We start from the raw sequence: 25313 nt of genomic DNA, 5'->3' as shown, positions 1-25313 counted from the left end.
TTTAAATCAACATTAGTTGGATAGCCTCGATAATCGGCTGATGAACTTGATTATTTGAGCGAAAAGTAAGGTTGTTTAAAATTTTAGAAAGGGACTTTCGATAATGACCTTGGTAAGAAGCGTGCATTTTCGTATAGATTTTTTCTTTGTATTCCCGGTTATTTTTTGTCATGTCCTTAATAATATCCCGAATCATATCAGAGCTAACAATAGGGAATAGAGTATCTTGAATGACCCCTTCTGGGTTATCTACGGTCGCTTTTAATAAATTGACAATATGTTTATTTTTCCCTTGGACTCTTTCTAATTCTTCTACTGCTTCTTTTCGGGTTGTATTTTTGGCCTTATTTCCGAATTTTAGCGCAATTTCATCCAATAAATCAGCTAAATAATCAATGACTTCCTCATGACGATGCGAAAATAAAATGGCAAGAAGGGTATAGCGTATAGGTGCAGGGTGAGCACGCAATTCCGTTACGGTTTCGGTAGCTGCACGTAGTCGATATTTTTTTACTAGTTTAGGAGACATCTGTTTACATAAACCATCAGGGATTTGAAGATGTTGAATGGCTAATAGTTTTTTGATTTCCATTTCCATCGTACTTACACTTGGTTTGCCTGGAGAGGATAGCAACTGGCGAAAGGTTAAAATGTCGTTGTTTTCTTCATCAGGAATTTTAGCTTCGAAATAACCATCGGACCCTTCATCAGAGTGTGATTCAAGAAAGGCATCTAATCGTGAACAGGTCTTAGGAGAAAGTTGTTGATAGGTCATTTTATATAAATTCTTTTCAAAATGATCGATAGCAGATTCAATCATTCGCTTCAAACTTCCTAATGAAGGAGGTTCAACTTTCCACGTACGAAAGAAACTGTATGCTTGATTTTTCAAGTAGTCGGTATCATGTGTAAACTGAACCTGTTCTCCTAACCACTCTGCGAAGAGATGTTTGTCGTTTGCAGTAAGTTCTCGAAATCCAAAAAGGTTACGTATTGCCTTTCGATGTTCCGTATAACTTCTTTCTTTTCCACCCCAACCATAGTTGTCAAAAAAGTCCTCTACCGAAGCATCTACTTGATCAGCTACATGTTGGACAACTTCTTTGGGCACATCTTGCTTCTTGTTAGGAAACTGTGCTTCCTGTTGGAAATATTTAAGAAGGACAGCAAACCCTAAACGGTTTGCGCTTGTTTTCTTACTTAGCACTAAGTGATTTTCATTTGGCAATAAACTAAAATGTTCATCGAGTTCATTTTGATTCCAATTTCTCTTCAATGGTTTCCCTCTTCTCACTATGTCATTTTATAAACAGTATAAATTTCGACATAGTGAGCTATCAACAATACTTATCGAAATTATCAAAAAACAACTTTACTTTTATTGGAAATAATCTTGCGGACTAGAGCAGCTACCCTGTCACTAAGCCTATCGGAAGGAAACAAATAGTTTGTCCTGATTCTATCAAAAGGTTTATTTTTTGATACCAACATTTTTAGGCATGAAATGTCGGCAATTATTATCTATTTTGTTTTAAAGTAAATATTGAAAGGGAGTAAACTTATGGATTGGCTAGAAAGAATGAACAATGCGTTAAACTACATTGAAAATAGCTTGAATGAAGAAATAGACTACAAAGAGATTGCAAAAGCAGCTAATTGTTCTGAGTTTCATTTTTCAAGAATGTTCTCTTCAATCTCAGGTATATCGCTATCAGAATATATTAGACGTAGACGGTTAACACTCGCAGCATTTGAAATTCAAAAAAGTGATATTCGGATCATTGATGTGGCAATTAAATATGGTTATGTTTCTTCTGATACTTTCTCACGTGCTTTTCAAAAAATGCATGGAGTAACCCCTTCCAATGCTCGTAATAGAGGGGTACAGTTAAAAGCCTTTCCCAGAATTTCCTTTCAAATTTCTATTAAAGGAGATACCGAGATGGAGTACAGAATTGAAAACCTTGATTTTGAATTAAGAATTGTTGGAAAAAGTAAGCCAGTAAAAACAAGCAGAGCATTTAAAACAATCCCTACGCTTTGGAACACTGCGAAAAAAGATGGATTTATGCAAGAACTAGTAGATATGTCATGGGAAAATCCAAAATGCACGCTTGAAAGCCTTCTGGGGGTTTGCGGAAAAGAAGCTGCCATAACAGATGAACAATTTTCCTATTTCATGGGCGTAAGATACGATGGGGAATCCCCAGAAAATATGGAGACGCTTATTATTCCCGCAAGTACATGGGCAGTTTTTCCGAACATAGTGGATGCATGGAAACGTTTATATTCCGAGTGGGTCCCTACCTCCGAGTATGAACTTGCAAATTTACCGTGTATAGAATGTTATTACGGTCCGAAGCATAAACCAAGACACGAACTCTGGGTCCCTGTTATCCCGAAGTAAATTACATATTCAGTAATAGAATGCTGTTTATGGAGTAACGAAAAAAGAGCCTAATTTCTCAATTTAGGTGATGGGAAATCAGGCTTTTTATATTGGAAATTCCTTATCGTTGTAAATCCGCATTTTCCTGACGCTACCCCAGTTAGAAGAGATGGGGGTGCAATTCATTTCTTTAAAAGAAAATATGGATACAAGAACCTCTACAGGCAAAGCCATGTTCCAAATGATGTGTGTCATTGCAGAATTAGAAAGAAACCTTATTGCTGAGAAAGTAAAGGAAGGACTTGAAGCAAGTAAAAGGCGTGGGAAAACATTAGGTAGACCCAAGTTGGATAAAGAAAAGCTTGCTGTTGCGCTAAGGATGTATGATAGTGAGGAATATTCCATAAAGGAGATTGTCTCGGCAACTGGAATATCACAAGGTTCCTTATACAGAGCAGTCAATAGAAGAAAGCTTGAAGAACTAAAAAAATAGGATTTTATTACTTCTCCAAAGTTACTTTGCGGTCTACAGCAGGAACCCTGTCACTAGGCCTATTATAGCTCCATAATAGGTAGCAAAAAAAGGAGCCCATATAGTTAAATCTCCATTTGTTGAATCCACTTTAAAGTTAAAAAAGGTATAATTCAATATTAGTGGGAAAAGCATTAATAATATAACAAATGTTATTGCACTACTTAATATAATTTTCTTATGCTCATAAGCTTTTTTCATTATTCCAGTAATTTTCAATTGACTCTTCTTCTTTCCTTATACTGTAATATAGTCTTTTAATTCTTCTTGAAGTAGAAGAATTGCAGCAGTACTTAATACGATCTTTCCATTAGCAAGTTCAACATTGCTATCGCTTATCTGTCCCGTAATTATACAAGCTCGTGCATGTGAATATTTACGAAGAATAATCTTATCTGTATCAACGAAAATTTCTAGTGGGTCTTTAATGTTAATATCCATTACTCTTCTTAATTCAATTGGTATTACAACTCTTCCCAACTCGTCTACTTTTCTTACAATTGTAACTTTAAAATAAAGTTTGATCAAAAACGTTCGACAAATCCATATTTTACGGTAAAAGAAAAGAATCCATTTTGAAAAAAGATTGATCAAAATGGATTCTTTTCTTTTTGAATGAACATTCCTTTTTATAAAAAAGTTTAATTAAAACTCACATAGAATCCTTTAATCGAAAAGGAATAAAACGGTGCAACTTTTTTGTAAACGGTATAACTTTCTTTAAAACGGTACATCTTTTTTATAAACGGTACGACTTTATTTCAAATCCACAATTGTGTAGGTATTGACGAGAATAAATCATCTTTGGAGATTCTTGAACAAAAATTAAAGTTGCCAAGGTGGAACCCTTGGACCTATTCAAATTTCTACAAAAGCTGTGCAAAAATATGGAACGGTCCAATTAATAGATGTTTATGGGGGCAACTATAATGTGTTTCCATTGGGTTGAGTTAGGAATATCAATCTGAGAATGGGACTGGCATCAGTCATACATTTTATGCCTGAATCTTTTGAAAAAATAACGAATAACGAGTTTGACCCACATACAAAGTGGCCCTTGGATAAGCAAGTCATGGTTATCAAATGTTTAATAATCGTGAGGACGACTGTATAAAAGTCGTTTTAAAACCGTTATCCTATTAGTTTAAATGGATGAATTGAAAGTTAGCATAATTGCGAACCCTAAGCGAAATGTTGAATGGACTTCCACACTGTGTGTAGAAGTCTTTTTGTCTGTTATTATTTAGATTATTGGATAATTCAGCTCGTAACTTGGGTAGCAATAATATGGTGGTCTCAGTCCTATTTTTGGCATGGGCCAGGAATCCTCCATATAGACCATCCTTACTTTTTCATTTGAATGGTTTACTAGCAATAGCTTTACTTCTGGATTAAATTCATATCTCAAAATGGTAACCCCCTTCCATTAGGAATGTGTGGATTCTCCCCCATCAACATGAAGAACTTGACCAGTAACAAAACGAGAATCATCAGAAGCAAGATAGACAAAGGTTGGTGCGAGTTCAAATGGATGGGCAACTCGTTCCATTGGATTAAATGCTCCATATACAGCGACTTGGTCTGACGAGAAACTTGCTGAAATAAGTGGGGTCCAAATTCGGCCGGGGGCGACGGCATTGACTCGGATCCCTTGTTTCACGACATTTTTAGCCAAGGCACGTGTCCAACCAACTATTGCGCCTTTTGTGGCCGTATAATCAATCATTTGCTGCTCACCTACATACGTCACCACTGAAGAAGTGCCAATGATTGAGCTGCCTGGTTTTAAATGAGGAAGCGCTGCCCTTGTTGTGTAAAAATGAGAGTATATATTAACTTTGAAGGTGTCATCGAATTGCTCATCTGTAATGTCAAGCAGACTTAGTTGTTGGAATTGGATACCAACGTGGTTACAAAGAATATCGAGACGTCCAAACGTATTTACTGTTTGTTCTACAATGGAGATACACTGTTGTTTGTCTCGCAAGTCCCCAGGCATTAGAAAACAACGTTGTCCGAGTTGTTCAATCCTCGTTTTTGTTCTATTTGCATCCTCATGTTCATCTAAGTATGAAATAGCAACATCTGCGCCTTCTTTAGCAAACGCAATTGCTACTGCTGCACCAATACCACTGTCACCCCCTGTAATAAGTGCTACTTTTCCTGTTAACTTTTCACTCCCTTTATAGTTCGGGTTTTCGATAATTGGAAGGGGTACCATAAATTTTTCCACTCCGGGATGGCGCAGCTGGCGCTGTTCAGGTAAACTTATCGGAATTTCTTCGTAACGTGTGATTTTCCCATAGTTAGGGTACATGGGATAAGGTTGAGTTTTCATGTTCGCTTTAAACATTTGTTGCATTTGCTTTATTTGGTCTAATTGACGACTTTGATCCTTTTGATCCATGGAAACCTCCTATAGAAATAATTTTCTTCTATAGAATGTTTATGTTGTTCACTACAAATAAATTAAAAAAGTTTGAAAAAAGTGGTTTACTTTCAACACAGAAGCTTATTCTTCCTCAAAAGAGACACCTTTTTTCTTTATTGAACTGAGCTTTAGGACAAGGAGCTTTACTCAATATTCTACCCCTTTAACGGATCAACTTATTTTTACTTAACAGTTCTTTAATCCCGGCTACCTCAAGAATAGTACCTAAAAAAATAGGTCAACCAGAAAAAACCGGCTAACCACATAATACGATTTGACCCTATTGCTGAATAACAAAAAATACGTTTTGTTGTTCCACAAATTCTTAATATCATGAAGTAATTCTGTAGAGATGTTCAGTTTCCATTAACCAATCTCGGCGAGCAACGAGAGTTCTAAATGTGATAAAGTCGCTCTTTTTGCATCCTCTTTCAATTGATTCCATGGACTGTTTGTAGAACCTTCTGATACCTCGAAAAGTTGATTCACGCTCTCTTTTTGATTTTCATTAAGTAAGTTATGATAAATCATACGATAAGACCTTTTTCGAACATCATTGGCTGCATCTTTTAAAGTATTGTAGATGGGAAGTTCATATTTTTAATGTATTAGCTCTTCAATTGCTACATTGACTAGGTCAGCAGGTTCGTCTTTACTGTATGCGAGTTTATTCATTGTATCTATCAATTACTTTTTGACCTTCTTGGCTAAATGGTCGAATAAAAAGACTTCTATACAAAGTATGAAGTCTTTTTGGAAAGAGAAGAGGATTACGGTTTTAAAACGACTTTTATACATTCATCCTCACGATTATTAAAAATTCGATAACCATGACTTGCTTCTTCAAGGGACATCTTGTGTGTGATAATATCTCTTGGGTCAAATTCGTTATTTGTTATTTTTTTAAACAATTCTGGCATAAAATGAATGACTGGAGCCTGTCCCATTTTAAGATTAATATTTCTAATCCAAAATGCACCTAATGGAAATAGATTATAGTTACCCCCGTAAACACCAGTCATTTGCACTGTCCCATACTTTCGGACAGCTTTAGTAGAAATTTGAATAGGTCCAAGGGTTCCGCCCTGCAGTTTGAATTTTTGTTCCAGAAACTCTAGGGGTGATTTCTTTCCGTCCATACCTACACAATCGATGACGACATCTGCCCCACCATGTGTGATCTCTTTTAAATGTTCGCCCATATCAGGGTATTTTGTGAACTCAAATACCTCAACATTGTTCATCTTTTTCGCATGATTGATCCGGTAATCCAAGTAATCAACTGCTATTACACGCTTTGCACCTTCCATCCAGGCAAATTTTTGTACCATCAACCCAACAGGTCCGCATCCAAGAACAATAACTGTATCGCCTGATTTTACACCTGCATTTTTTACACTCCAATAAGCTGTTGGCAGAACATCCGATAAAAAGAGCAGTGACTCATCCTCCAATTCGCATGACTCCGGGATAACAAAGGGAGTGAAGTTTCCAAAAGGGACTTTTAAATATTCAGCCTGACCACCCGGATGGTTACCGAACTTCTCAGTATAACCAAAGTATCCGCCAGAATCATAATGAGGGTTTGAGTTATCACATTGGCTTTCCATTTCATGTTGGCAATAAAAGCAATGTCCACATGAAACATTAAAGGGAACGACAACACGGTCTCCCTTTTTTACTTTTGTGACTTCAGGTCCAACTTCTTCCACAATACCCATTGGTTCGTGGCCAATAATATATCCTGGGGGTAATGGCATGTTACCTTGATATAAATGCAAATCAGATCCGCAAATAGCAGTAGAAGTAATCTTAACTATAATATCGTCTTTTTTTTCTAATTTTGCATCCTCTACTTGATTAACCTGTACATGATTTGGTCCTTGATAAGTTACAGCCTTCATAAATGCAGGGCCCTCCTATTTCTAATACTGTTAACACTCTTAACTATTGTCAACAAAGAAAGTAAATAATATACTTAGTCACTCTTAGCGTAATTGTTTTATGTAAGTTAAAGAAGTCGCACCGTTTTGATTACGAAGTATTGGTGATAGCTCTCGAATTAGTTATTGTAAGTGTATATAGCGTGAATTAATTCGGGGAAATATTTGGATTATTCTTTGAGGGAAGAGGTATTTCATTTATTCCTTTACTCAAATCTTCACTGCTATTCTAACTTATTTAATAGAATTTCAGCCTTATGCTTAACCCCTTTAGAACTGTGTTTAGCTTTCATCACTGTAACCCTACTCTCCTCAATACTTTTCAGCGACTTACTTGTCCACGTACCACTATCATTCACAAGGTTTACTAACAATCTATCATAAATCGATTTCCAATCATTTATTGCAAGTGATGATAAAATTAGCATTGATAAAGAGCGATCTTCTCGCTCAACTTCAATAATATTGAATTTCTTCCCACTTATCATATATACTTCTGCAATCACATAACGTCGTTTCGTGATATTATCACTCAATTTCGTAAATCTGCGGTCTCCAATTCCCTCTGGTAACACATCTATAAATGCTCGTATCGCACTTACTTCTGGATATTGCTCCATTATTCTAAGGACATTAATGAAATCTTGCAATTCACCTTGTACTTGAATTTCAGATAACATTTGATGTTCTATTCCTCTTGCTAGTTTTTGACCTCCAGTGTCTGCTGTAGATCGAATTGAATCATTGCTGCCATAGTATTTCTTAGTATTTTCATCTTCTTTCGTTCGCTGCTTTGAGGAACTACTTTTAATTCGTTTGATTTTGGGTACCGATGTATATTCATGTTTCAACTGATTCATTTGTACAAGATCAAAGTCTTCTGTAGAACCATCTACTTGTTCATCTAATGTAAAGCCCTCTTCATCACCCTGTCTATTTAGAAAACGATAAGTGTATTTCTTTGCCTCATTGGATTTCTCTTGATTTTGTATTTCTGGATGCGAAATCGAAATATGTTGGTACGGAATATCTTTATTTTTCACATTAACAATTTGTAATACTGTACACGTGTTATTCTTCTCCTTTACACGAGCTGTTATTGTAATCGGTTGTGTAAAGTTCCATTCGAACTTCAAAGTCTTTTCCTGCAACCAAGTAAATGCTATATTTTCATAGGCTTGTCGTAGGTCTCGATTCGTTAGCAACCACACCAATTGATAAATGAACGTTGTCTTTGTGTATTTCAATTCATATTGTGATGAAAAGCTAAGATGGATTTTATTAGGTTCATATGTTTCTGTGAAGAACTGAGGAAATGAATTCGATTCAAACAAGCGATATAAAAGGAAGCCGTTCGGAGCTAAAATGCTACGCAATACTTCAATGACTGGTAAAATCACATTCTTTCCATCAAAAGAGAACACGAAACTACGGGAAGTTGCAGGATCACTGCTTCCTTGAATAGACCAAGGGCGTTCGTGAAATTTAACTTTATTAGGATAAATAGTCATATCGATTTCTTGTACACTTTCAGAAACTTGACTAGCCGTTATGATGCCATCAGTATAATAATGTTGGATTGCTAAGCATGGTAATGTACCCCAATCCATTAATATACCTTCTGTACGACCTTGTGAGCGAAAATAAGCTTTGATTATCATTTTATGATCATATCGAAATGGCTCACCAATCCATATTAGTTGTGCTTTTTCACCTTTAGCAAAAGGCCAAGCTAGTTTAACCTGTTGTTTGCTCATAACTTTTCACTTCCTGTTTTGTTCGTAAATACTCTTCCAAATACGGTTTTATTTCGTGAAAATGATGTGACTTAACAGCGCCAATACGCTGTACTTTCCATAATAAAACTGGTTCTTGCTCCAGCAACATACGATCAATAATTTTACAGCATCGTCGAATCTGAAACTGTTGTATAGATTCCGTAATTTTATTTAGATATTTTTCAGTTTGTGGCAGCTTATCAAGATGTTTCTCCAAATTTGATAAGATTCCTAGACGTTTCCCAATTATCGAAATCGTGATACGTACGGGCTTTTCCAGTTCAATTAATTCTTTGTAAAGCTGTTTAATTTTAGAAAGATATTCTCGATCACGTACGTCCCAATTGACAATTGATTTTGGCTTTTCCTTCGCCTGAATTATAGGTAACTGTTCAAACAGCCATTCTTTATCATTTCGATATAAGTAAATATATTCTTTCGGTAAACATTGACGAATTTGTGTTCTCGAGTAACTTGGATATTGCTGCATTCCTTTTAATAATTGCTTTCGATACATATGTAACATTGGTGGGAAAACTTTATCAGGTAATTTCTCTATTTTCTCAACTGAGGCAAGATGTCCTTTAACTGTTTTCGAATCCACGCCAAGCATTCTAGCTAATGCTCTTATACTGTAGGTTCCATCAACTGCTAATTCACGTAATTTAGCCTTCCAGACATCTCCATACGCTTTTGTACGTCCAATACGATATTTATCTTCAGATAATCTATCAGGACCCTTTCTAGCGTAAATAAAGCCACAAGAGCATTCAAACGTGCCAATGGGTGCATTTGATTTAAAATCCCTTGTAACATTTACTTCATGAATCACAAATTCCTTATAATGATTAGCTGCTTTATTTAAACAGGGCCATGGGCCACTACCGAAAGGACCTGTATCAGCTTCAATTTGTAAAAAGGACTCCAAATCTTGTTCTAAGAAATAAAGAATAAGCAAATGACGGAAAGGATGTACATGACGTTTTAGATTGCGTGTAATGACCTTCAGCCAATTGTATTCATCATTTACATTGATTGCTGATTCGTACTCATCTAAAAAGCCTTTTGGGAACTTTGATTGAAATGCTTTGTATAGCTCCTTTTGCCGAATTCGATTAGACGTTGTTATTAAATTACGCTCCCGTAAAAGAACACGATATTTAAGATTAATAGATTCTCTTGAAAATTGATGTATTGGAACTTGCAGCAGTTGATAAGCCATCTTTGCTAAAGCAATTTGAATGGCTATAAACTCTTTTAGTTCAACTTCTTGAATCATTGATAAGTTCATTAGCTTTTTATCAAATCGAATAAACTCAATTCGACTTTGCTTTGAAAAATCGATAGGATACTTCATTAATTTCAGTTCATGATGTGCACAGAAATCAATCCCTTGTAGCTGGTGCTCACGATGAAAATAGGGTTCTCCATGTTGCTCAATATCATTAGTTGCACACTCTGGGCAATAAAAGAGTCCATTCTTTCTGCAAATGCTTCCTGCAACTATGCCAAGTCTTGTATAAAGTCCTTTTCCATCTACTTGAACATCTTGTAGAAGTTCTTTCTGGCGTTGCTTGGAAAGAAACGAAGCATAGTAAGGGTAGATCGTATGCTTAGCTAATAAGCTTTCAACAGAATAGTTGGAGCCTAATTGCTCAGCTAATATAGAAAAATGACTACCAATCTCTACACTCGGTATTACAGAACGACTTTGAAACACTTCTTCCAATGTATCTTTGTAATCAATATTTCCACTGTAAAAGTGATATCGCGCAATCGCCGAATATATCAATTCATCTGGATATGGATCCGTAAAGAATGGCAGCATTTGATTCCCTCCTAGTAGAATTCCTTCAAAGGATTTTTAATGTATCCATTTGCTTTCAATAATTCATGAGGATGTTGCTTTTTGTCCAATGCTCGCTTTCTTAGCGTTAGTAATGGTAAAACCTCTGCATTTTTCACTTTTGGCTTATCTTTTTGTTCCTTCTTTTGTTGATTTAATGCAATCGCCTGCTGAATTACATCTGATTTAAGCTGGTGAAAATCAATATCAAGTGGATTTTCACCGACTATTTTTTGTACGAGTTTTTTAATGTCGTTATCTTTCAAACTATCAAAAATACCTAGGGCTGCCACTTCGACACTTAAAGTTTCTATAGTGTCTTGGCGTTTATACTGGATTGTATTTTGGCGTTCCCTAAACGCTTCTTGAATACGCCCTGTAACTTCTGTATTTCGCTTATGATTCAGCATTATTTCATCAAGGTTGATCATGATATCTTCATATTTCGTCATTTCAGCCAAATTGTTCTTCTGAATAGCTGTCATCATCGGTTGAATCATTTGCATATCGTCTTTGGCAGTCTTTTTTAATACTTTTGGTGTAATAATTTCATTCGGATTATCCTCATCAAACAATGCTCTTTCTTGTGCTAGAATAAATAAGTTTACAGCAACAGAAGTTATCCCTTGGCATTCATAATAAAATGCCTTTTTCGTTTCCTCTGTAAGCTTGGATTGGGTTTTTAAGCACTGTAATTCCCAAAGCGTTTCTAGGAAGAACTCCCATTCTTCACTATCTTCCGCCATACGATCCCAAATAACTGCTTCACTTGCAGCACGTCTTGCCTGTCTGAAGTTTCCTTTGAATAGTTTTTGCGCTTTAGAAGTACCGATTAAGACTGTTGGAATACCAACTGTATTGGACAACGTTACAAAAAAATTAAGCATTTCTTCCTGATCGTTTTTAGAATGTAATAAGTGCTGGATTTCATCAATTACTAGAACACCGATACCATACATGCTTGCCAGTGATGTCATATGCAACAGCATTGTCGATGTCACCCGGTTTAGGTACCCGAATTTTTCAAGATATCGTGTTTCTAGTAAATCATCAATCGCTTTAAAGAAGCTTTTACAAAGGGTAGATAAGCTTCCGTCATAAGGACAGTCAATTTTGAGCCATACAATTTGGGTTCGATTAAACGGTTGTCCCTTATATTCTTCATGCTTGATCACCTGTGGATACATAAGCAAAAGACGTTCAATTGCTGTTGTTTTACCAATTCCAGAAATACCGATAATGGATAAGCTATCGGCAGTTGAACGAATATAATTTAGTCGTTCATCTATATATTTGTGAGCCGTTTCCTCTTCCTCACGCAATTCATGCAACACACGAACACGTTCTAGAAATGTTCTATCTAATGGGTTACGCGCTAAATAACCTCGCCGAATCAATGTAGACAATCGACGTTCTACCTCGAAATGAATCGGTAACGGCTGGATAAAATTTTTCACACGTTTTAAGACGTGGTAACGAATATTCGTTTCACTTAACTTATCTTGATCACTAATTCGTGGGGTCACCATAAATCGCTCTAGCACATCATCCTCATTGAATATAGGTGGAAGAGCTTCGATGAAGGGATTATTGGTATATTCACTTAAAAGTTGCTCCTTATAGACACCTTTCTCAAAATCTCCTTTTAAGACAACCATGTCATTTGTCTTTCCCAAATTCCTCATCTCGCTTCTTCTTTAGTTTTTCCATAAGACGTGAGCTTGATTTCTTAGGTGGTGTTTCATCAATCTTCTCTTTTGTAACGAAGTCGATTACTTCAGCTGCTTCACTAACTTTATTAGGTGATAAATCAAACTTTTCAGTTTCACGGTTTAACTGTTTTTCAACATCCTTGTTATCACGAATAGCAGCTATTTTAGCTTTCTTACTTGTTGGTTGATTAAAAGATTGTTTTTTGTTCTTCACAGCTTTTTTAATAATTTCTTCCAATGCAGCATCAGTATTTACTGTGAGCTGAATTTGATTTGTTCGTTCCATTTCTTCTAGTTCATTCCGAAGTTGTTGTTGGAAGACAATTTCTTCTAAGAAGTCACCTTTATATTGCTGACTAGGTTCTAATAAAATACATGTTTCAAAATCCATTCCGTTATCGTGAGGAATATAGATTTTTTCAATATGTCGCGGATCATAAACGATTTCTAAACTTCTATTTTTCAACTTCAAATACCATTGCTCTTCAATCGCTTGGCGAGAACCATATAGAAGGTTTTTAAACTTGATTCCAGCTCTTGAAACTGTCGCTTTTCCTCTTGGAAGCACGTTCAAACGAAGTACATTTCTATCAACTTTTCTTAGTCTTCCTTTACGATTTTGAATGCCCCAATTCCATAAGTTAATTGGCGTTGGCACTAGTCCATCAGCTACCATTTCTTTTTCAACAGGATATTTATCAATGACCTTTTGGTTATGATACAGCGCCATTGTAATAATTAGAGATGTAAATTCCTTTAAATTCAGAGTAGCATTTAAGCGATAATCCTGATCTCCTCGTTCTCGATATTCCTTTTGAATTGCTCCGGGAGCTTTTTGCTTTACCTTCCCATTAAACGTACGGAATTTCCTTTCAACAATCCCTTTCAAATCCCCACGATAAGCTGTAGTATTCTCAATTTTAAGATTAAGATTATTAATTAAATTCTCTACCGAATACCCTTCAAACTCACCTCGGTCAGCAATAATAATTTCAGGCAAATGATGTGTTGGCCATTGCTCAGGAGTAATATCAATTCCATATTGCTTACAAAATTCTACTTTATCTGCGATCATATTATCTAAAGCCATCATTGCACCAATCCATGATGGACCTTCTAGTCCAACATAAAGACCTGTAATAATACGTGAATACACATCAAGTACTGCATAAATAACTGGTCGCCCAATTACTTTATTTACATCAAGCGAACTAACCAAGTAAATATCCGCAATGGTAGCATCAACTTGAAATCTAGTACCTGGACCATTTGTTTCCGATTTAGAGTCACTTAAAATAGGGCGATATTTCAATTCATATTCTTTTGTACTTTTACGGAACTGAATATCTTTTTTTGGGTCTTCAAGTTTTTTAAACCAATAGTAAAATTGATGATATGAGGGAATTCGAGTGGCATCCCAAATACGGTACTTCATCTCACCATTTTCCTTATAGCGATCAGAATAGAAGTCACGCAGAATGAAATTATAAACATCTTTCAACGAATAGTTATTTGAAGCTCGGTAATACTTGTTAATGGCGTGTTCAAATTGAACTTTTACTTCATCCGTAATATTAATACCTGTTTGATATTCATTACTGATACTCACCTTTCGTGGGCGACCTACCTTAGCTTTATTTAAAGTTTTTGTTTTACCTTTTCCTCCCGAATTCGAGTAATCAGGGAGCATTGCATTTTTCGTCATACCTCGCTGCCAATAACGGCTAAGTAGCTTTTTTATTTTCGTAGAACTTGTTCCACTTTCATCTGCAATTTCTTTTATTTTCTTTTCACGACCACCTTTTTGAAGCAATGCTTCCATGTGTTCTAAACAATAATGTTGAATAATCGACCAACCCTCATCTCTTTTCTGAATTCGAAGGTCGGATAATTCACTGCTCTCTTATATCTGTAATAACATCAGAAAATTCAGTCAAGTAAAAGTAGTTTCGCTCTAAGTCTGATAAAAATTCGTGCTGTCTACTAGTTTTAATGCCTTTTAACCTCGTTGACCGACCTAATGAGGAAACATCTTGAATCTTTAGCCATGGCCGGTAGTCTGTACCTGTTCCTGTACCACGACCTTCTTTGATCCATTTTTCCACTGTAGATGTTCTTTTTCTTTTGGACATAAAAACACCCCTTTAGACAATCATATCCAAAGGGGTAAAACGGTGCAACTTTTTTATAAACGGTTAATCCTTTTTTAAAACGGTCAAACTTTTTTATAAACAGTTAAACTTTATTTTAAAACTACAAATTCTAAAATCCAACAAAATCCTCTTATTCAACAGTTACCGACTTAGCCAAGTTTCTTGGTTTATCTACGTCACAGTCACGGTGCAGAGCAGCGTAATAAGAAATCAACTGCAATGGAATAACTGAAACAAGTGGTGAGAGCATTTCGTGTACTTCTGGGAGGACGAATGTGTCACCGTCTTGGTTTAGGCCTTTCATTGAGATGATGCATGGGTTAGCTCCACGTGCGACGACTTCTTTAACGTTGCCGCGGATGCTTAGGTTAACGCCTTCTTGTGTTGCCAGGGCGATGATTGGTGTACCGTCTTCGATCAGAGCAATGGTACCATGTTTGAGTTCTCCTCCAGCAAAACCTTCTGCTTGGATATAAGAGATTTCTTTTAGTTTTAATGCGCCTTCAAGTCCTACGTAGTAGTCAATACTTCGACCGATGAAGAAGGCATTTCTTGTTGTTGATAGGAAGCTACGTGAGATGTCTTCGAAAGTTTCTTTTGAATCACATAGTGTTTCCATCGCATTTGCAACAATACCTAATTCTTGTACAAGGTTAAATTCTAATTCACGTCCTTTAGCAATCGCTGTGACCTCCGCTAAGATTGCTAATACCGCTACTTGGGCAGTGTATGCCTTTGTAGAAGCGACAGCAATTTCTGGTCCAGCATGTAATAAGAGCGTGTAGTCTGCTTCACGGGATAAGGTTGAGCCAGGGACATTTGTAATCGTTAATGCTGGGTGTCCCATTTCTTTCACACTAACTAATACCGCACGGCTATCAGCTGTTTCCCCACTTTGTGAAATAAAGATGAATAACGGTTTTTCTGATAGCAACGGTGTGTTATAAACAAATTCACTTGAGATATGCACTTCAACAGGAACTTTCGCTACTTTTTCAATATATTGCTTACCGACTAATCCAGCATGGTAAGACGTACCGGCAGCGATAATGTAGATACGATCTGCACTGTTCATTGCATCAAGAATCTCTCCATCAATCGCTAGCTCTCCTTGGTCATTCTGGTATTTCTGAATGATCTTACGAAGAACAAGTGGTTGCTCATCGATTTCTTTTAGCATGTAGTGAGGGTATGTTCCTTTTTCAATATCGCTTGCATCAAGTTCTGCTGTATAAGGTGCACGTTCAATTGTTTCCCCTTTAAGGTTTTTAATTGTTACACCATCTTTTGTCACCATTACCATTTCTTTATCCATGAGTTCTACATATTGATCTGTGATTTGAATCATTGCCATCGCATCAGAAGCCACGACATTGAATGCTTCTCCTAAACCAACTAATAATGGACTTTTGTTTTTCGCGACATAGATTGTGCTCTTGTCTTCATTATCTACAAGCGCAAGAGCGTAAGAGCCTTTAAGCTGTTGCAAAGTTTTGCGGAAAGCTTCTTCAGTGCTGAGTTCTTTAGCAAATTGATCAATCATTTGTACGATAACTTCAGTGTCTGTTTCACTTTTCAGCTCTATACCTTGTAAAAATTCACGTTTCATCTGTTCATAGTTTTCAATCACACCGTTATGAACAAGTGTGTAACGACCTGAATTACTTTGATGAGGGTGTGCATTTTCTTGACTAGGTACCCCATGTGTTGCCCAACGTGTATGACCGATTCCTGTATTCGCTAAAACTTTTTCGTCTACAATCGCACGAAGGTCAGCAATTCTGCCTTTTTCTTTAAAAACTTGCACGCCAGCTTCATTAACTACTGCAATACCTGCAGAATCATAGCCTCTATATTCTAGCTTTTCTAAGCCTTTTAATAAAATTTCCTTTGAATCTTGGTTACCAATATATCCAACAATACCGCACATACTTCTTCCTCCTAATGTAGAAGGGGCAAGAAGCCTTTAAGGGCGTACTTGCCCCTTATCTCCGTATTTTTTCAATGTGAAAGCAAGGCATGACATAGATGCCTTTACGTTCTTTATTTATGGCATTCATCTCTCTTTGTCCATTAGGTTACCCTAATGATTTAAAGACATGATTACGGTTGTGCTTTTCAACCGGGAGGTACCCGCCGATGCTTCGATAAACCTCCTCCTCGTCAACTAACCTTCCATATCCGTTCAAAGGTTAGCCCGGGCGCTTTAATTATGAAAATTGCTCTTCTAAACCACCCTTCTTTTTTATATACAAAAACATGATAAGCATAACCGATACGCTGTTGAAAGTCAACGAATAACCATCAATTAATAGGTATTTTTTACTATAAGTGGAAGTTCTCCATGCTTTTTTCATACATAAATAAAATATGCATAAGAAAACAGAAGCGTTCCCTTATGCATCAATATTACACGCTTATTTCAGTCCCATTTCTTCTTCTACAACAGCAGCAATACGGTTTACATATGCTTCACAAGCCTCTTCTGTAGCTGCTTCTGCCATGACGCGAACAAGCGGTTCAGTTCCTGAAGGGCGGACAAGAATACGTCCATCACCATTCATTTCTTTTTCAACTTCACTAATAACAGCTTTAACCTTTTCATTATCTGTTACATGGTGTTTATCCGTTACTTTAATATTGACGAGCTTTTGTGGAAACTTCTGCATTTCTTTCGCAAGCTCTGAAAGTGATTTGTCTGTCACTTTCATAATGTTCACTAGTTGTAATCCAGAAAGGAGCCCGTCACCTGTCGTGATATGATCAAGGAAGATAATATGTCCAGATTGTTCGCCACCTAAACTATAACCACTCTTCTTCATTTCCTCTACAACATAGCGGTCACCGACTGCCGTTTGCACACTTTTCATCTCATTTGCTTCTAATCCCTTATAGAAACCGAGGTTGCTCATTACTGTAGAAACAACGGTATCCTCTTTAAGTCTACCTTGTTCTTTCAAGTACTTCGCACAAATGAACATGATTTGGTCACCATCTACCACTTGCCCTTTTTCATCGATAGCTATTAAGCGATCACCATCACCATCAAAGGCAAGCCCTACATCTGCTCCTCTTTCTTTCACAAAAGCAGCTAAGGCTTCTGGATGTGTAGAGCCCACTTCCTCATTGATATTTAACCCATTGGGTGAAGCACCCATCATTGATAAATCGGCATCCAAGTCAGCAAATAAATGATTTGCTAAGAATGAAGTCGCTCCATGTGCACAATCTAAAGCGATATGAATGCCAGAAAAATCATCATCAACAGATTGCTTTAAGTATTGCAGATATTTCTGTCCGCCTTCAAAGTAATCATTCACTTGTCCAAGATCACCACCAACTGGTCGTGGTAGGGAATCATTCTCCATGTCCATTAGTTCTTCGATTTCATTTTCCTGTGCATCTGAAAGCTTGAAGCCATCTGGACCAAAAAACTTAATTCCATTATCCGCAACAGGATTATGGGAAGCAGATATCATTACGCCCGCTTCTGCATCTAATGCTTTCGTTAAATAAGCCACACCTGGAGTAGAAATAACGCCCAGTCGCATCACTTCTGCGCCGATAGAAAGAAGGCCTGCTACCAGTGCATTCTCAAGCATATGTCCTGAGATTCTTGTATCTCTCCCAATTAAAACTTTTGGGCGTTCTTGATCTTTTGTTAATACATATCCACCAAATCTACCTAGTTTAAAGGCTAACTCTGGCGTTAACTCACTATTTGCCACTCCGCGAACGCCATCCGTACCAAAATATTTTCCCATTATTAATCGCTCCTTCACTTTCCTCTGCTGTTCCATCTATTCTTTTTCTGTAATATTGATTGTTGCCGTCTCACTCTCAAGTTGGGACTCAACACCAGGAGGTGCGTCTAATTGAATATTCACCTCATGTTCTCCAGGATCAAGGCCAGATACATCTATAGATAGGGTAAAATCACCTTTACTTAAATTATTCATATCCTTTTCATTACCAGAAACCTTCAAGCTTGTCTCACCTTCATCAGGGCTTTGAAATGTCACATCATATTGGTCGTCTAAGCCTGTGATTGTTATCGGCATGCCTGAATAGGTTCGATTCACTGTTTGTTCATTTGCGGCTTGTTCCTGCTCTTGTTCTTGTACTTGTGATTCTTCTTCCTCACTGCTGCTATCTTCTGGTGCTTCTTGTTCCTTAACAGTCACATTGGCATTAACCGTCACTTCTTTAGGATCAACACTAGTAATTCCGTCAGAGATGATCACAGGTAATTTTATTTCCTGATTTTTATCGAGTTTGCTTAAATCGACCTCTACCCTAACCGTTTTGACATCACTTAGAACATTTTCTGGAGCAAAAATGGTTGCTTCTGTTTGGCTGAGCTTAAGAGAATCTAACTCAACTCCCGAAGGAAGGCTCCCGGTTTCAACAATATCGATGGGAACCGTCTTACTTAAACGCTTCACATCGACCGAAACCTCCACCTCACCTGGATTTACATCTACATCTAATTTATTCATATTACGATCGAGCACATTAATCGCGGCTGTTTCTGTAAATGATTCCGTTATAGAACCTTTTGTATTAACAGTTGCTTTGACATAAGCAATCGATTCAATCACATTTTTGGCACCTGTTATTTTGACAGTACTAGGTTCAGCAAGTGCTGCTTCGGCCTTGTAACCTTCTTCAAGTAAACTATTGTTAAATTCTGCTTCCACATTGAACTCTTCAGTTACTTTTTCATCAATTGTTACATCTACAGTAGAAGGGTCAATTATATACTCAAGCTTATCGGATAGATCTTTAATCCCTACCTCTACTTCTTGTCGACCAATTTCTGCATCTGATAAGTCCACAAACACTTCAAAGTTCCGCTGTGCCTTCGCATTTTCCAAATGGCTCCTTGGGCCATCTAACGTAACAGCCACTGTTTCTGGAAGTCCGGAAACGACAAGATTATCTGTATCATAGTAAGCTGTGAGCGGAACATTTTCAATGACAGCTGAGCCATCATCTCCAGGTACATTGATACTTCTATTATCGTTATTCGTATCATAAACCGAATCAAACAGGAGCAGAGCAATTAATAAAGCCACTACCTTCATAAACCATCTGGTATCAATGAGCTTATCAATATATTTATCCATTTTTCTTTCCCCTCCAGTTCCAAAGAGTGGAAGAAGATTGTTTTGATTTAGCTGAGTGAATAAGCTTCTCATTTAAAAGTTCTTTGAGCTGATCGAGTTTCAAATCGCGTGTAAGTTCACCATTTTTCGCTACAGATATTCCACCTGTCTCTTCAGACACAATAATGGTGATACTATCTGTTACTTCACTAATTCCCATCGCTGCTCTATGTCTAGTACCTAACTCTTTAGAGATAAAAGGACTTTCTGATAAAGGCAAGTAACATGCAGCAGCTGCAATTTGACTTTTCTGTATAATAACGGCGCCATCATGTAATGGTGTATTGGGAATAAAGATATTAATAAGTAATTCTGATGATATTTTGGAATGCAATGGAATACCAGTTTCAATATAGTCACCCATACCAGTTTCACGTTCAATCGAAATTAGCGCACCAATTCTCCGCTTAGCCATGTAATCAACAGACTTTACAATTGCAGTAACTAATTGATCTTGATCCATCTCTTCTTGGTTACCACTTCTAACGAAGAATTTACCCCTACCAAGCTGCTCTAGTGCACGACGCAACTCTGGTTGGAAGATAATAATAATGGCTAGTACCCCCCATAAGAGAACTTGTTCCATCATCCATCCTAAAGTTTGCAAATGAAGGATATCACTTAAAACCTTTACAATCAGAATAATAAATATCCCTTTGACTAATTGGACGGCTTTCGTCCCTTTAACAATCATAATTAATTTATATATAACGAACCAGACAAGGAGAATGTCTACTGTATTCGCTAAAAGCCTTAATAAAGGTAAATCTGTGAAAGATAAATCTAAAAGCGACATTTTCCTTCCTCCAAGTATTTATTTCCACCATTAAAATAGTCGTTTAACCTACTTATTATACCATATTTCTAATGAAATCCAATTTTCTAGTTATGTATACAATCGTGAACGTTATTAAAATATATCCTACATTTTTATTACTACATATGCAAAGATTAAGCGATTTATTAACAAATAATTACATATTTACACTTCTTTGAACAAAGGAAAAAGCCACCGCATTATAGCAGTGACCTATATTCCCTTACTCTTTTTCATCCTCTTGTGTAACAGTCGAGATTAAACTTTTACTTGTATTTTTAATGTGATACCATAACCATTCAAAAAGCTGGTCTACTTCTTTTATTTCTCCTGTGACGTTACCAGCGGAGGCTAAATATTGCTCACCATTAATGACCGTTGCATCCCCTTCGACTTCACCATTTATCTGCAAGTTCCCATTCTTAACAACAACATCTCCCTTGACCACTTCTCCTTCTGGGACAATGACCGTATCGTTCTCAATCACTAGATTAGATTGCTTGGAAACAGACAATGCACTTTCTTGATTCCAGGCAGATAGAACACTTCCAGACATTAAGATAAGAAAGAGCGATGCTGCAGCAAGCATTGGGTGCTTCCTGAGCCACCTTTGTGCACCTACTTTTTTCTTTTCCTTAGGCAGTCTTGCCATCACATTCTCAGTAAAACCTGCAGGCGCTTGGAAATGTGACGTACTCTGGACAAAGGCAATCGCTCGTTTTAGTTCATGAAAATGCATGCGGCATTCTTCACATTGCTCTATATGTGTTTTTAGTAATTGTTTATGCTCATCTGTTATTTCTTCATCTAAATATTCATGCATATATTCAATAATTTCTTCATTACATTTCACTGAAATCACCTTCTTATACGTAGCGTAATTGCTTTCTTAAAGCTTCTCTTCCCCTATGAATCCTCGTTTTCACAGTGCCTAATGGTAGATCTAAGGTCTCACTGATTTCATTCAAGGACAGTTCTTCAATGTACTTAAGCACGATGACCGATCGATATTTTTCCGGTAGCTTCGAAATTTCCATTTGTATGGTTTCCTGCAACTCCATTTTTTCTACATCTTCTTCAGGTAGTTTCGTACTCGCGGGAATTTGTGAGTACATATTTAAACCGTCTGTTCCTGCTACTTCCGCGTCCAAATAATAGTCAGGCTTTTTCTTCCTGATCCGGTCAATACATAGGTTTGTTGCAATGCGATATAACCATGTTGAGAACTTTAAGTTCGTATTGAAGCTTTGTATATTTACATATGCTCGTAAGAAAGCTTCTTGTGCAATATCTTCAGACTCATGTTGATTACCCAACATTCGATAACAGATATGATATACTCTGTCTTTGTATATTTCTACTATTTCAGCGTAAGCATCTTGATCTCCTTTTAATACTTGTTTAATTCTTTTCTTCACCAACAATTCCATCTATTTACCCCCGCTCTATGCGGCTTATCGATAATCATTTACGAATCGATAGCAAAAAGGTTTCACATATTTTTTATTAGGTTCCTTTTCCTCCATAAGTACTTTGGTTATATAAGAGTTATCACATAATATTTTAACAAATTTTAACTAAAGTAGTTTAATTAATTTTCATACTGGGTATAAAGGATTTAAAACCAGTGTGTTGACGAAGGAAAAAAGACCTTCCCTTCAATATTTTTGCTCCAACGAACAAGAGACCATACATTTAAAAATTGTCTACGTGCTGGAATAAAATTTTCAAATGGAAAGGACAATGATCTCATGTATACGGAGGAACTATTAAAAGATATTGAAATCCACAGAGCTAAAATGGTTGAACTTGCTTCTATTTCTTCATTTTCAAACCACCAAGTTCTTAAAGCGAGCATTGAATTGGACAATCTAATTAATAGATACTATACATTAACATTAAAAAAAGAAGCTTGAGCATCGACTCAAGCTTCTTTCACTTTATAGTAATTTTTCACCGAATAGCGAGCCCATTAAGGCCACCGCTGCATCAGCTGTTTTATTTCTTTCATCTAATATTGGATTAACCTCAACAAATTCGGCCGAAGTAATCATTTGAGATTCTGCCAGTATTTCCATAGCAAGGTGGCTCTCTCGATAACTTATCCCCCCCATAACTGGTGTACCCACACCAGGTGCATCAGATGGATCAAGACCATCTAAATCTAGCGAAAGGTGAACACCATCTGTTCGGTCTTGTAAATAACTAATCGTCTCTTCCATTACCTTCGGCATCCCTAAGCGATCAATTTCATGCATCGTAAAGACTTTTATTCCCTTGGCTTTAATCAAATCCCTTTCTCCTTGGTCCAAAGACCTTGCTCCTATAATCACAACATTTTCAGGCTTTAACTTCTTATGGACTCCTCCTACCTCTAATAACAACGGATGCCCATACCCTAGAGCGACTGCTAAGGACATCCCATGAATATTACCGGAAGGCGAAGTTTCTGCTGTATTTAAGTCCCCGTGTGCATCGTACCAAATCACACCTAAGTTATGATAATGCTGTAATAAACCAGCTAATGTACCAATAGCGATACTATGATCCCCTCCTAAAACTAGAGGAAATGCTCCTTTTTTTACTACCCCATCAACTTGATCGGCTAAGATTTTAGTCTTTTCTGCAATTAAGTCCAAGTTTCTTAAACCTGTTTCCTTATCTATTTGTTCAGTCGACCTACCTATTTCAATATCACCTAAATCATCAACTTGGTGATTAAGTTGTTGTAATCTATTTTCAATGCCCGCATATCGGATGGCACTTGGCCCCATGTCTACCCCTCTTCGTAATTGTCCCAAGTCCATCGGCATACCAATAATCGAAATGTTTTTCATTTAGTTGCTCCCCCTACTAAAGAATGAATTCTCTCTCTATTGTAAACGGTTACATTCTGATGGTTCAACTGTGCAAAATTTTGTATATCTATACAAAAAAAGGGCATTTATTGGGTTAATTACTGTGGTCAGGACAGTACAACACAAACGGAGAATGATATATTTCTTAACACAGCTTGCAATTACAAATCACCGAAAATAGATGCGCTTAGTTAAGTTAGAGGAATGGTACGAAGAAAGGCCATTTGATATCTCATACAAGAAGTATGTATACACTTTTGATGATTTATATGTAATGTGAGTAATTTCGTTGAATCGCCGCAAAATTTGGGTTTTTCCTTATGTTTGACCTCATGGGGAAAAATACAAGATAACAAATAAAAACCCTTAAACATAAATGTTTAAGGATTAAGTGAGCCATGAAGGACTCGAACCTTCGACCCTCTGATTAAAAGTCAGATGCTCTACCAACTGAGCTAATGGCTCGAAAATGGCTGGGCTAGCAGGGATCGAACCTGCGAATGACGGAATCAAAATCCGTTGCCTTACCGCTTGGCTATAGCCCATCGTATGTAAAAAAACAAAATAAAAAGGACTAATTATATTATGTCCGCTTTTTGGATTTTCATTCAAATAAAATTGAAATGGTGGAGGGGGGCAGATTCGAACTGCCGAACCCGAAGGAGCGGATTTACAGTCCGCCGCGTTTAGCCACTTCGCTACCCCTCCGACATAAATATATTAAAATGGTGCCGGCCAGAGGACTTGAACCCCCAACCTACTGATTACAAGTCAGTTGCTCTACCAATTGAGCTAGGCCGGCCCATCTATAGTAAATTGAAATGGTGGAGGATGACGGGATCGAACCGCCGACCCTCTGCTTGTAAGGCAGATGCTCTCCCAGCTGAGCTAATCCTCCAAAATGGTGACCCCTACGGGATTCGAACCCGTGTTACCGCCGTGAAAGGGCGGTGTCTTAACCGCTTGACCAAGGGGCCAAAAATATTTAAAGTTCTTACCAGAGCTTCCAACCGGGCTCGAACCGGTGACCTCTTCCTTACCATGGAAGTGCTCTACCTGCTGAGCTATGGAAGCATCAGCTAAATATCTTTGATTTTGTTTAAAATGGCTCCGCAGGTAGGATTCGAACCTACGACCGTTCGGTTAACAGCCGAATGCTCTACCACTGAGCTACTGCGGAATAATATGATAATATGTATGCCCGGCAACGTCCTACTCTCACAAGGGGACAGCCCCTAACTACCATCGGCGCTGAGAAGCTTAACTTCCGTGTTCGGTATGGGAACGGGTGTGACCTTCTCGCTATCGCCACCGGACTTATTAAAGACATTTATTATTATAACGTCTTTTATGAAAATTTCAAGAGAAATTTTAAATCATTCTCTGAAAACTAGGTAATGTTGAAGAAGATATTTATTGAGTAATCGCCTGAATGCGTGCTGTAGGCTACTACTTACGTAGTACTGTCCAGCTGCGGCGCCTAGGTGCTCGAGGTCATAAGTCAAATTTGTCATGAGGTTAAAGAACAACCTCCTGTCAAATCCGTCTTATGCTTGTCGCACCTGTGCAAGGCGCCTCCGCATTTCAAATTGGTTAAGTCCTCGATCGATTAGTATTAGTCAGCTGCATGTGTCGCCACACTTCCACCTCTAACCTATCAACCTGATCATCTTTCAGGGATCTTAC

Annotated in this window: 17 protein-coding genes, 8 tRNA genes, 2 rRNA genes and 4 pseudogenes; 4 read left to right on the top strand and 27 right to left on the bottom strand. The window is 37.3% G+C overall.

Annotated elements, in window-relative coordinates:
• Positions 1-10 precede the first annotated feature (10 nt).
• Positions 11-1276, bottom strand: a pseudogene (locus LCM23_RS22595) (DUF4158 domain-containing protein); the annotation flags it as partial.
• Positions 1277-1561: 285 nt separating this feature from the next.
• Here LCM23_RS22595 and LCM23_RS22590 point away from each other — a divergent pair.
• Together LCM23_RS22590 and LCM23_RS22585 are read left to right on the top strand one after the other, a co-directional pair.
• A complete protein-coding gene (locus LCM23_RS22590) occupies positions 1562-2407 on the top strand; it encodes an AraC family transcriptional regulator (protein ID WP_010731423.1) in 846 nt (281 codons plus the stop codon).
• Between the two features lie 139 nt (positions 2408-2546).
• A pseudogene (locus LCM23_RS22585) lies at positions 2547-2882 on the top strand (recombinase family protein); the annotation flags it as partial.
• A gap of 276 nt (positions 2883-3158) precedes the next feature.
• Here LCM23_RS22585 and LCM23_RS22580 read toward each other — a convergent pair.
• On the bottom strand, positions 3159-3422 hold the full coding sequence (locus LCM23_RS22580; protein WP_373370967.1) for an AbrB/MazE/SpoVT family DNA-binding domain-containing protein: 264 nt from the start codon (positions 3420-3422) through the stop codon (positions 3159-3161).
• Positions 3423-3692: 270 nt separating this feature from the next.
• Between LCM23_RS22580 and LCM23_RS22575 the strand changes: the two are divergent.
• Positions 3693-4064 (top strand): annotated as a pseudogene (locus LCM23_RS22575) (glutathione-dependent formaldehyde dehydrogenase); the annotation flags it as partial.
• 283 nt (positions 4065-4347) lie between these two features.
• On the opposite strand, the gene LCM23_RS22570 reads toward LCM23_RS22575, so the two are convergent.
• From LCM23_RS22570 to sigW, 14 genes and pseudogenes are all read right to left on the bottom strand, one after another.
• Positions 4348-5328: an SDR family oxidoreductase gene (locus LCM23_RS22570; protein ID WP_001993829.1), complete on the bottom strand. Its 981-nt coding sequence runs from the start codon at positions 5326-5328 to the stop codon at positions 4348-4350.
• A 390-nt stretch (positions 5329-5718) separates the two neighbouring features.
• Positions 5719-5883, bottom strand: a complete 165-nt coding sequence (locus tag LCM23_RS22565; protein ID WP_002006642.1) for a hypothetical protein — start codon at positions 5881-5883, stop codon at positions 5719-5721.
• A gap of 239 nt (positions 5884-6122) precedes the next feature.
• On the bottom strand, positions 6123-7256 hold the full coding sequence (locus tag LCM23_RS22560) for a zinc-dependent alcohol dehydrogenase (RefSeq protein WP_000649059.1): 1134 nt from the start codon (positions 7254-7256) through the stop codon (positions 6123-6125).
• A 263-nt stretch (positions 7257-7519) separates the two neighbouring features.
• Positions 7520-9052, bottom strand: a complete 1533-nt coding sequence (locus tag LCM23_RS22555; protein ID WP_000043576.1) for a Tn7-like element transposition protein TnsE — start codon at positions 9050-9052, stop codon at positions 7520-7522.
• Positions 9033-10901: a TnsD family transposase gene (locus LCM23_RS22550; protein WP_224938869.1), complete on the bottom strand. Its 1869-nt coding sequence runs from the start codon at positions 10899-10901 to the stop codon at positions 9033-9035. The genes LCM23_RS22555 and LCM23_RS22550 overlap by 20 nt, the downstream gene beginning before the upstream one ends.
• Positions 10902-10912: 11 nt before the next feature.
• Positions 10913-12604, bottom strand: coding sequence for an ATP-binding protein (locus LCM23_RS22545; RefSeq protein ID WP_043897415.1), 1692 nt, complete (start codon positions 12602-12604; stop codon positions 10913-10915).
• On the bottom strand, positions 12579-14453 hold the full coding sequence (locus LCM23_RS22540) for a Mu transposase C-terminal domain-containing protein (RefSeq protein WP_224938868.1): 1875 nt from the start codon (positions 14451-14453) through the stop codon (positions 12579-12581). The genes LCM23_RS22545 and LCM23_RS22540 overlap by 26 nt, the downstream gene beginning before the upstream one ends.
• 167 nt (positions 14454-14620) lie before the next feature.
• Positions 14621-14763 (bottom strand): annotated as a pseudogene (locus tag LCM23_RS22535) (hypothetical protein).
• 151 nt (positions 14764-14914) lie between these two features.
• Entirely contained in the window at positions 14915-16714 is a 1800-nt protein-coding gene (glmS, locus tag LCM23_RS22530; protein WP_224938867.1) for a glutamine--fructose-6-phosphate transaminase (isomerizing), read from the bottom strand.
• Positions 16715-17201: 487 nt separating this feature from the next.
• Positions 17202-18548 carry a phosphoglucosamine mutase gene (glmM, locus tag LCM23_RS22525; protein ID WP_224938866.1) on the bottom strand — a complete coding sequence of 449 codons (1347 nt, stop codon included), beginning with the start codon at positions 18546-18548 and terminating at the stop codon, positions 17202-17204.
• Positions 18549-18584: 36 nt separating this feature from the next.
• Positions 18585-19913, bottom strand: a complete 1329-nt coding sequence (locus LCM23_RS22520; RefSeq protein ID WP_224938865.1) for a CdaR family protein — start codon at positions 19911-19913, stop codon at positions 18585-18587.
• Positions 19906-20748: a diadenylate cyclase CdaA gene (cdaA, locus tag LCM23_RS22515; protein WP_095371070.1), complete on the bottom strand. Its 843-nt coding sequence runs from the start codon at positions 20746-20748 to the stop codon at positions 19906-19908. Before cdaA ends, LCM23_RS22520 begins: the two co-directional genes overlap by 8 nt.
• A gap of 244 nt (positions 20749-20992) precedes the next feature.
• Positions 20993-21622, bottom strand: coding sequence for an anti-sigma factor family protein (locus LCM23_RS22510; RefSeq protein ID WP_095371071.1), 630 nt, complete (start codon positions 21620-21622; stop codon positions 20993-20995).
• Between the two features lie 13 nt (positions 21623-21635).
• On the bottom strand, positions 21636-22199 hold the full coding sequence (gene sigW / locus LCM23_RS22505) for an RNA polymerase sigma factor SigW (RefSeq protein ID WP_095371072.1): 564 nt from the start codon (positions 22197-22199) through the stop codon (positions 21636-21638).
• A gap of 321 nt (positions 22200-22520) precedes the next feature.
• On the opposite strand from sigW, the gene LCM23_RS22500 reads away from it, so the two are divergent.
• Complete coding sequence (locus LCM23_RS22500) at positions 22521-22685, top strand: aspartyl-phosphate phosphatase Spo0E family protein (RefSeq protein ID WP_095371073.1); 165 nt, start codon at positions 22521-22523, stop codon at positions 22683-22685.
• Positions 22686-22709: 24 nt separating this feature from the next.
• Here LCM23_RS22500 and rocF read toward each other — a convergent pair whose 3' ends face one another.
• From rocF to LCM23_RS22445, 11 genes are all read right to left on the bottom strand, one after another.
• On the bottom strand, positions 22710-23606 hold the full coding sequence (gene rocF / locus LCM23_RS22495) for an arginase (RefSeq protein WP_224938864.1): 897 nt from the start codon (positions 23604-23606) through the stop codon (positions 22710-22712).
• A gap of 413 nt (positions 23607-24019) precedes the next feature.
• Positions 24020-24092, bottom strand: a tRNA-Lys gene (locus tag LCM23_RS22490).
• 5 nt (positions 24093-24097) lie between these two features.
• Positions 24098-24172: transfer RNA gene (locus LCM23_RS22485), tRNA-Gln, on the bottom strand.
• Positions 24173-24251: 79 nt separating this feature from the next.
• Positions 24252-24335, bottom strand: a tRNA-Tyr gene (locus LCM23_RS22480).
• Positions 24336-24353: 18 nt separating this feature from the next.
• Positions 24354-24429: transfer RNA gene (locus LCM23_RS22475), tRNA-Thr, on the bottom strand.
• A gap of 20 nt (positions 24430-24449) precedes the next feature.
• Positions 24450-24525: transfer RNA gene (locus LCM23_RS22470), tRNA-Val, on the bottom strand.
• Positions 24526-24529: 4 nt separating this feature from the next.
• Positions 24530-24604, bottom strand: a tRNA-Glu gene (locus LCM23_RS22465).
• A gap of 24 nt (positions 24605-24628) precedes the next feature.
• A tRNA-Thr gene (locus LCM23_RS22460) sits at positions 24629-24701 on the bottom strand.
• Between the two features lie 31 nt (positions 24702-24732).
• Positions 24733-24807, bottom strand: a tRNA-Asn gene (locus LCM23_RS22455).
• A gap of 19 nt (positions 24808-24826) precedes the next feature.
• Positions 24827-24943 (bottom strand): 5S ribosomal RNA (gene rrf, locus LCM23_RS22450).
• A 273-nt stretch (positions 24944-25216) separates the two neighbouring features.
• A 23S ribosomal RNA gene (locus LCM23_RS22445) occupies positions 25217-25313 on the bottom strand; the annotation flags it as partial.

This window comes from Cytobacillus kochii, from assembly GCF_020171845.1.
Classification (GTDB): Bacteria; Bacillota; Bacilli; order Bacillales; family Cytobacillaceae; genus Cytobacillus; species Cytobacillus kochii.
This window is presented reverse-complemented; position numbering and strand designations above follow the sequence as displayed.

Bases quoted from the DNA above. Each gene is read 5' to 3' on its own strand.
- LCM23_RS22590 (WP_010731423.1), top strand. From the start codon at position 1,562: ATGGATTGGCTAGAAAGAATGAACAATGCGTTAAACTACATTGAAAAT.
- LCM23_RS22565 (WP_002006642.1), bottom strand. From the start codon at position 5,883: ATGATTTATCATAACTTACTTAATGAAAATCAAAAAGAGAGCGTGAAT.
- sigW (WP_095371072.1), bottom strand. From the start codon at position 22,199: ATGGAATTGTTGGTGAAGAAAAGAATTAAACAAGTATTAAAAGGAGAT.
- LCM23_RS22540 (WP_224938868.1), bottom strand. From the start codon at position 14,453: ATGGAAGCATTGCTTCAAAAAGGTGGTCGTGAAAAGAAAATAAAAGAA.
- cdaA (WP_095371070.1), bottom strand. From the start codon at position 20,748: ATGTCGCTTTTAGATTTATCTTTCACAGATTTACCTTTATTAAGGCTT.
- LCM23_RS22500 (WP_095371073.1), top strand. From the start codon at position 22,521: ATGTATACGGAGGAACTATTAAAAGATATTGAAATCCACAGAGCTAAA.
- LCM23_RS22545 (WP_043897415.1), bottom strand. From the start codon at position 12,604: ATGAGGAATTTGGGAAAGACAAATGACATGGTTGTCTTAAAAGGAGAT.
- LCM23_RS22550 (WP_224938869.1), bottom strand. From the start codon at position 10,901: ATGCTGCCATTCTTTACGGATCCATATCCAGATGAATTGATATATTCG.
- LCM23_RS22520 (WP_224938865.1), bottom strand. From the start codon at position 19,913: ATGGATAAATATATTGATAAGCTCATTGATACCAGATGGTTTATGAAG.
- rocF (WP_224938864.1), bottom strand. From the start codon at position 23,606: ATGAAAAACATTTCGATTATTGGTATGCCGATGGACTTGGGACAATTA.
- LCM23_RS22560 (WP_000649059.1), bottom strand. From the start codon at position 7,256: ATGAAGGCTGTAACTTATCAAGGACCAAATCATGTACAGGTTAATCAA.
- glmS (WP_224938867.1), bottom strand. From the start codon at position 16,714: ATGTGCGGTATTGTTGGATATATTGGTAACCAAGATTCAAAGGAAATT.
- glmM (WP_224938866.1), bottom strand. From the start codon at position 18,548: ATGGGAAAATATTTTGGTACGGATGGCGTTCGCGGAGTGGCAAATAGT.
- LCM23_RS22555 (WP_000043576.1), bottom strand. From the start codon at position 9,052: ATGAGCAAACAACAGGTTAAACTAGCTTGGCCTTTTGCTAAAGGTGAA.
- LCM23_RS22570 (WP_001993829.1), bottom strand. From the start codon at position 5,328: ATGGATCAAAAGGATCAAAGTCGTCAATTAGACCAAATAAAGCAAATG.